Raw genomic sequence first — 6,921 nt, forward strand, 5'->3', positions numbered from 1 at the left:
GACCCGGTTGAATTACTGGCCGCCTGGCGCGCCGCGCTGATCGAAGCGGCCACCACGAATTCGGCACTCCCCGCGCAGGATCGCCACAGCGACTACCTGGCCGACCAGATCCGCACCTGTTCCGAGGCATGGACCGCCGAGCTCGTGGAATTGGCCGTGCCGGCGCCGGGTGTGTTGCCCGCTTAGCCCAGCACTATCCTCGTCACCGCCTCCGCCACCCCGCTGCGCACCAGCCACGCAACGCCCGCAAGGTTGCCCAGCACGGCGAACCAGAACACCGCCTGGAACGACGCCTTGATCGTCTTGTGGCGCGACTGCTGCTGCGCGATCAGCGCACCGGGCCAGCCGCCCAGCAAATCCAGCATGTGCAAGGTGGCCTCGGGCGTGCGCTGCCGCCGTGGCTTGCCAGCGGCATCCTTGTCCAGCACGTAGGCGATGTAGGACACCGTGCTCATCAGTAGATACGCCAGAGACACGAGCGCCGGGACCATGCCCATCACCATCAGGACCAAGGCCAGCAGCAGAAAGCCGATGCCGATGGCAATTCGTGGAATGCGCATGGGCGGCTTGCGGCCCCTGGCAACGCGTAGTCTTGGCGGTGGCGGGATGCGTTGTCCGGCAAAGCGCACCTCCGACGCATTGACGCGGCCTTTGGCATCCACCGACGCGGCGTAGGACATCAGGTCTCCTTCCACGGGCCTGCGCGTGGCCGCCTGGAACGCCTTGATGTGGACGAACACCCGGCTGCCGCCATCGACTGGCGTGAGAAAGCCGAAGCCCTTGTCGTCGTTCCAGGTGGTGATGCGGCCGGCTTGTCTCATGTGCACTCGCAGTCCTGTAGGAGCGGCGTAAGCCGCGATTGCCGACTCGGCTTGCCCCAAATCATGCGCAACCTACAGCCCCTTGCACGCCTCATTCACCACAGTATCAAGCCGCTGCAGCAGGTCGTAGGTACGTCTCAGGCCAATGCGCCGCAGAGTCTCCTCGCGATCCTGGCGGGCATTGGCGCATTGCGCCCTGCGTCTCGCGCGCTCGTCATTTCCCGGGGCCCAGGAGGAACTGTAGCTTTCCGGGGCGGAGACATTCGCCCGGCTTGGCTGCCTTGGCCGCACGGGTTCTGGCTCTGGTGGCGCGGGAATTGCGCGCGTTGTGCGCTGGCCCGGGCCGCAAGGCTGGGACTGGAATGAAACGCCGTTCGCGCGGTCCACGCAGCGGTACACCATCGGCACCGGGAGCGGCTCCATGTAGTGATCGTCAGAGCTTCCCTGCGCTGGCGGGTATGGGTCCGCGGGCTGCGTAACGTGTTGCGATGAGGGGCCCGCTGTCCCGGCTGTTCGGTCCAGCAGCGCACGTATTGTCAGGACGAACAGGAGTGCGGCAACGGCGGCGACTGCGAGCCAAGGCCACCTAGAGGACCGCGTGGCCATCCGGCGGCTGTGAGATGGCGGCCGATCGGAGCTCCTGCTGAAGTCATCCATGACTGTTCCCTTTTAACTTTCCTTGAGGTCTGCAGCGGTTCCCGCAGACCACGCTACACACCGGGTCAAATCGGCTGCGCTCTCTTCCGACATGCAGCCCTTATTCGATGGATTCCGGATAACACTTCTGCAAAGCGTGCAGGATCCGGTTGCGCTGCGCTTCCGAAAGCCTGGGCTGGCTACCAGAGTCAATGAACAGGCTGCTCATCTTGGGGTTGATGACGCGAACATCGCTTCTATGCACGTCCTTGCCCAAGGTGACGAACCAACCTGGCAGGCACACCACCGGCTTCACTGGCACGCCTTCGCCGGTTTCACCGCGCAGGTACTTTGCAAGCCAGTCCGCCTGCGCCCGAGCCTGTTCCAACGGCCGCGTCTCCTGCCAGCCCGGGAACTGCAAAGCCTTACCGTCGTAGCCAACCTTTGCCGAGTCCTTGCCCTGCCCCGGCTTGCGGCGGGATTTTGTCTCCACCGCAAACACCGCATGTGCTGCCACGACCACGTGGTCGATATTGAAAGCACCTGCCGGAATATCGTGCACGACAAAGCAATCCAGCGCTTGCAGCCGATCAAGCTGCTGGGCGACAGCGATCTCCGCACGCATGCCTTCCTGCCACTTGCGGCGTTCACTGCGAATTCGGAGGATGCCGCGCACCAACCATGCGACCCACCCTGCGGAGCCGACGAGCACCAGCCAACTCACCCATCCAAACTGCAACCGGCTCCAATTGACGCGAGGAAGCAGGATGACAAGCATCGCCATGGGGCCAATCAGCATGAGTTGCATCATGCGTTCCATGAGGTCATCGCCGAGATCGTCGGCCCGCTTCCGTGCTTGCGCTCCGGCCTGATGCAACAACTTATCGCTCAGTGGTGACCGCCGCGAATCACGCCGTTCCTTCCGTTTGGCGAGCAGCACCACGACGAGAACCACAACCACGGGAACAAATACCAACGTCAGCAGGATGATCGATGGCAGGAGAGTTTTTAGCAGGGCTTCCATGTCGTTCGCCTATCTTTTCTTGTTTGTCGCTCGGTATACGAACCTGACTCCAGCGCTTCTCCGAAAGTCCACTCTGACCCCCGGTTCCTCGGCTGCACGAGTCGACTTCGGCCGCGAACTAGCACTCAAACGGAAGCGATACGCCGCTGTGGCAGTTCGACCTAGATAGCCGGGTCTCCACGCTATCGGTGGTCAGCCCGATCGTAACGATGCCGGGCATTGCTTCATTGGTCAGGATGTAGTCCATTTGGGGCACGAATTCGGATCGCCTGAGGTAAGTAGATCTTTTGGTCTTATCTCTTTTCGATCAGCTAGGTGGACTCTGACCCGGGATTTCGTTGAAGTTAGGTGAGCAGGGGCGGTGGCGTCACGTTCGGATCACCCACTCGCCCCGGCCCTAGCCCTTACTGCACGTTCTTCCTGTTGTACGGGAACTTCTTGGAAATACTCGACATCAGCGACTTCGCCAAACCTTCTGCCGAACTGCCAAGACCGCCGGCGACTTCGTGGTCATAGCTCCAGATCAATTGTGCGGTTGCGCCGTCGTGGATGGCCATATTCACGTTGACCTTGTTGGTGGAGGAAAAGCCGAGGAACACGGTTGAGAAGATAGCGGCACCGGTACTCATCGGCTTCTCGCGCCTGATCTGTCCGGAGATGACCGAATCAACACCCAGGATTTTCGCAAGTTCGTCCTTGGTCGAGCTGGACAGGTTCTCGTACTTGATGCCAGCACGCTCAAGCAGGACATTGGTTTTGTCGATGTCCTGGAACGAGACCGTGTAGCGCTGCTTCGCGTATTGAACCAGCAACTGGTTGTAGAGCTGCTTCTGGAACAGATAGGCCTCGTCAACCTCCGCGCGGCGCATCTGCTCCGAAGTCACGCCCTCCGGCAGTTTCTTGAGATCGATGGAGACGCGGAACGGCATGATTGCCACCGTCTTGTGTCGCGTCTGGTGCTGCGCGAAGTCCTGTGCGGTGTAAACGGTTGCGCACGCAGCGAGAAAAAGCACGAGCGTTGCGATAAATAGAGACTTCAGTTTCATTATGTGCGCCTTTTGATATTGCAAAATCACGTTTAGATAAGACTCACTGGCGGAGACAACCATTTGTCCGCGGGCCGTCATTTGTCTTTCCTGATTCGATTTCCTAATTACCGCCCAACCGCACCCCGCCCTCCCGCCTCTCCGCCCTGTCGAGGCAGCGACGAGCACTCCACCAACTAAGCCAGACGCTTCTCCATTAGGAAGCCTTAGATTTCTTGGCTGCTTTCTTGACGGCCTTCTTCGCGGGCTTCTTGACAGCCTTCTTAGCCGTCTCACTTGATAGAGCTGGCACTTTTCGGGCCGCACCGTTTCTGGCTACCGCCTTCTTCGCTGACACTCGCTTTGCCGCGGCAGTTGGTGTGATCTTCCTGCTACTGCTGGCCGACTCATCCGACGTCCGTCGCTTGGCCTTTCTTTCGCTGTGGGTCTGCTCGAGTTCTTCTGCGAGTACCCAGCCAGCGGCTTCCAACATGACGACGGTAATGCTCGGCGCAACGATTTGACCCAAGCCGGGCACAAGCTTTGATAACTCCTTCGCCAACGTGCGAATCGGCTGCTTCAGCATGGTGTTCTTAATCGCTGCAATGGCCAACGTCTTGGCTGCCTCCTCTTTGATATTGCCGCCAAATACGGCGCACAAACTCATCGCCATGCTGGTCATCGCTACCAGGTCGGCCGCAATTCCCAGGCCCGGTACGGGCACGGCGTTTCCCGCGGCCGCCGCAACGGCGTGGGAATGGATGATGACGTGACACTGCTTCTTCTGGCTAGGATTCATTACGGCCCCTGTTTGAGTTAATAAGGTGGATCAGTACACGGACATCGGCCTAATTTCTGGTGCTAACTACTGGGTGCTTCTTCGTGAACCATACGTATAGGGCAACGATGCTTGCAACCGCAAAACTCATCGCGAGCGGAGGTGATTGCAGGGCTTCATTTACCCATGCGAACACAAGGCATCCAAGTGCAGTTTCGACTATTGGCAAGCCTTTCCTCTTCATTGTCTGGAACAAAAACACGTAAGAATATGCAACTGCGAAAAACGCCATGAACGCCCCCGCCTTGCCGCCGGGTTCATTGAATTGGGAGCCGAATTTGCTGAGTGCCCACAGGCAGATCAATCCCGAATTGAGGCGAAGCCCGATTCCAAGTTTGCTTGCATGGCCGAATATCACTAGCGGCAAAGTGGCGATCAGCATCATGACTAGAGCAATCATCGGAATAACAAGTGCTTTCAAACCTCCTCCCATTCTTTGAAAAATCAGGACCGACACCCCCTCGGGATGCTTCATCGCGCCTCACATTTGGGCTCACCGCCCCATCCCCACAACCCCACCCTCCCGCATTTCCGCTCGCCCCAGCGCCACCAACATCTCCACCAACTGTGGCAGCCGCTTCCTCCACGGTCCGCGTGCAGTAAAACTGTTGCCAATTTCGTTAAGTGAGAGCGGGACGGGACTTGCAGACAGTAGATCGGCGACGGCGCGGACTTGCTCCACGGTGTTCTTCGGCCAGGGGATCGGCTGGGCTATTGTGGGCGCGGGTGTGGCGGGAGTGTCGTCTTCGGTACTTCCGGTGTGCAGTTCCGCTTGCTGCGGTGCGACCCCGGATTGCGGGTTCTGGAACTCGGGGCGCAGCCAGCGGATGTGGCCGCGGGCTTCTTCGGCGGCGCGTTCTGCGTTGAGGGCGACCAGGCGTTCGAGGATGGCTTCGTCGAAGGCGCGCTTGGCGTCGTCGCGGGTCTGGCCTTCGGCGGACGCATCGTTGCCATGGGCCACGCGGAGCAGCGGCAGCAGGTCGGACCAGCCGTAGGCGTCGAGGACGGCGACGTCCAGGTCGTCGTGGAGCTGGCGCATGACGGAAACCAAGCCCTGCTCGTGGATCACGCGTTCCTTGGCGGTGAGGGGCTCGCCGCTGCGGAGTTTGTCGAGCGCGTTGTACATGCCGGTCAGGGTGAGACCGGGGTGGCCGGCTTGTTGGCGTTTGCGATGAGTGTCTAGGTGTTCGGCTAGGTTACCGATCTGTTCCTCTTGGTTGCGGCTCGGGACGGGGAAAGGAAATGGCTCGAAACAGGATGTATTGTTGTAAACGAGATCGTTTCCAACTCCCATCCGCGCACCCGTCGCCGAAGCCCATCGCTCATGCGCGGCGGAAGATAGAACGCCAAGCGTCTCCCCGCGGTCGTCGGCAATAACTCGCACCTTCTGATCAGGGAGGAATTGAGCTTCGATGAAAACGAACGTTCGAAATTTGGCGGTTTCGGTTGTTCCGATAAACCGCTGCAATCCAGCCAAGGCCTCCCGCATAGCAGGGCGCTTCTCGCCAAAAAGCCACCAGTCGCGACGGTGCGATTCCCGCTTCACTTGAAGACGTTCGGGCAGCACTCTGTCGTGCACACGTTGATAGGCGCCCGGGAATCGACTCCGAGCCTCGGCTTCCTCAAGCCCGTAAAAGTCGATAACCCAGACATTTCGCGTTGTCTGGACTAAGTCCCGCCCATTGATGTATCGCCGTAGAGCGCCAGACTCATCCGTCACTAGTGAATCACCAGCTTCGACGATGAATCCGCCTCCCACCAGAATCACGCCCATGAAGGACACCCCTTGGTTTGCCTTCAGTCGTGGTGCTGCTGCGACATTTGCGCCTACAGATAGGTCGGCATGAATGAGGCCCTTGTTCTCAGCCATATCCACCGACATCTCAAGTTCCTCGCCCGGGCGTTCGTCTAATACGTGCGCGAGTCGACCTGTCGAACCCTGTGCACGAAGCTTTTTTTCACCCACCGTCATGCTGATACGGACTGCTGCCCCGTCTGTTGAATCGACCCACGGGTGATCCGGCACGGCAAAAGCGAGATTGATTGGACTCTTCCTGTCAGAGAGATGCGCTCCAACGACGCGACGATTGAAGGTCATGCCGATAGAGTTTGTGGTGATGAAACCGAAGCGCAGCAATGCGCCATGGCCAGTCAGTTGTGCTGCGTGATGCCACCAGTACATGACGAAATCTGATGTTTCCGGCACATCTAGCCAAGCACCACGCAACGCCTCAACGTAGCCATCCCCCAACGCAGTGCGCATCCGCTTGTTGCCAATAAACGGTGGATTCCCCACCACAAAATCCGCCTGCGGCCACGCCGCCTTGCGCGGATTCAGATACCGCTCCACCGGCTTGCGCGCGGTCTCGTCCGGAATCTTCTCGCCTGTCACCGGCGAGAGCTTCATCGTTTCGCCATCCCAGCGCGTAATCGGCACGCCGGCTTCGTCCAGCACGTACTCCATGCCGTCGTGCGCCAGCACCGCGTCGCGGTTCTCGATGTTGCGGAAATCGCGGATCACCGGGATCGGCGGCTTGACGTTGCCGCGGGTGCGGAAGTGCCATTGCAGGTAGCCGA

The 6,921-nt window shown here is 59.7% G+C and carries 7 protein-coding genes; 1 reads left to right on the forward strand and 6 read right to left on the reverse strand.

Going from position 1 to position 6,921, the window contains the following annotated elements; translation table 11 throughout:
- Nucleotides 1-186: hypothetical protein (locus ACEW8G_RS09340; protein WP_373488154.1), on the forward strand; the 186-nt coding region annotated here is incomplete at its 5' end.
- On the opposite strand, the gene ACEW8G_RS09345 is transcribed toward ACEW8G_RS09340, so the two are convergent.
- From ACEW8G_RS09345 to ACEW8G_RS09370, 6 genes are all read right to left on the reverse strand, one after another.
- Entirely contained in the window at nt 183-821 is a 639-nt protein-coding gene (locus ACEW8G_RS09345; RefSeq protein WP_373488155.1) for a DUF1294 domain-containing protein, read from the reverse strand. The genes ACEW8G_RS09340 and ACEW8G_RS09345 overlap by 4 nt on opposite strands.
- 757 nt (nt 822-1,578) lie before the next feature.
- Nucleotides 1,579-2,481 (reverse strand): nuclease-related domain-containing protein, encoded by a 903-nt coding sequence (locus tag ACEW8G_RS09350; protein WP_373488156.1) that lies wholly within the window; start codon nt 2,479-2,481, stop codon nt 1,579-1,581.
- A gap of 404 nt (nt 2,482-2,885) precedes the next feature.
- On the reverse strand, nt 2,886-3,527 hold the full coding sequence (locus ACEW8G_RS09355; protein ID WP_373488157.1) for a hypothetical protein: 642 nt from the start codon (nt 3,525-3,527) through the stop codon (nt 2,886-2,888).
- 196 nt (nt 3,528-3,723) lie between these two features.
- Entirely contained in the window at nt 3,724-4,305 is a 582-nt protein-coding gene (locus ACEW8G_RS09360; RefSeq protein ID WP_373488158.1) for a hypothetical protein, read from the reverse strand.
- A 49-nt stretch (nt 4,306-4,354) separates the two neighbouring features.
- On the reverse strand, nt 4,355-4,819 hold the full coding sequence (locus tag ACEW8G_RS09365; RefSeq protein ID WP_373488159.1) for a hypothetical protein: 465 nt from the start codon (nt 4,817-4,819) through the stop codon (nt 4,355-4,357).
- Between the two features lie 18 nt (nt 4,820-4,837).
- A partial coding sequence (locus ACEW8G_RS09370; protein ID WP_373488160.1) for a DNA methyltransferase occupies nt 4,838-6,921 on the reverse strand: 2,084 nt, incomplete at its 5' end.

Source organism: Blastomonas sp. (assembly GCF_041747255.1).
Classification (GTDB): domain Bacteria; phylum Pseudomonadota; class Alphaproteobacteria; order Sphingomonadales; family Sphingomonadaceae; genus Blastomonas.

What these genes read in the sequence shown, in the direction of transcription:
- ACEW8G_RS09345 (WP_373488155.1), bottom strand. Translation starts at nt 821, where the DNA reads ATGAGACAAGCCGGCCGCATCACCACCTGGAACGACGACAAGGGCTTC.
- ACEW8G_RS09350 (WP_373488156.1), bottom strand. Translation starts at nt 2,481, where the DNA reads ATGGAAGCCCTGCTAAAAACTCTCCTGCCATCGATCATCCTGCTGACG.
- ACEW8G_RS09355 (WP_373488157.1), bottom strand. Translation starts at nt 3,527, where the DNA reads ATGAAACTGAAGTCTCTATTTATCGCAACGCTCGTGCTTTTTCTCGCT.
- ACEW8G_RS09360 (WP_373488158.1), bottom strand. Translation starts at nt 4,305, where the DNA reads ATGAATCCTAGCCAGAAGAAGCAGTGTCACGTCATCATCCATTCCCAC.
- ACEW8G_RS09365 (WP_373488159.1), bottom strand. Translation starts at nt 4,819, where the DNA reads ATGAAGCATCCCGAGGGGGTGTCGGTCCTGATTTTTCAAAGAATGGGA.